The 282-nt window shown below is 61.7% G+C and carries 1 protein-coding gene; it reads right to left on the bottom strand.

The features are described 5' to 3' along the window. Window positions 1-282, bottom strand: a 282-nt coding sequence (locus ACG9ZB_RS17210; protein WP_419326842.1) for a beta-propeller fold lactonase family protein, incomplete at both ends; no start/stop codon positions are given.

The following is a 282-nucleotide window of genomic DNA, read 5'->3' as shown; positions in this document are numbered from 1 at the left end:
ACGTTGATGCGGTCAGCTCCGAGATCCGTGACCGCAAGATGCGCGCGATCCAACCACGTCACCTGGTGAGCATGGGGACCCTCTTGACGATCTGCCACCGGTCTAGGGAAAACACAGCCCTGACCGAGATCGAGGACGTTTCGGACAGTTGGTCGGGTGGGATCTGATAGGTCGACGAATTCGACCTGGCCCGAGGCGTAATCCGCGACGGCCATGAGACGCCCAGTGGGATCGACGGCACCGTGGCAAGGCCATTGGCCTTTGAGCTGAACGGTCCCGACG

It is taken from the genome of Acinetobacter johnsonii (genome assembly GCF_048551975.1).
In the GTDB taxonomy this organism is placed as follows: domain Bacteria; phylum Pseudomonadota; class Gammaproteobacteria; order Pseudomonadales; family Moraxellaceae; genus Acinetobacter; species Acinetobacter johnsonii_A.
This window is presented reverse-complemented; position numbering and strand designations above follow the sequence as displayed.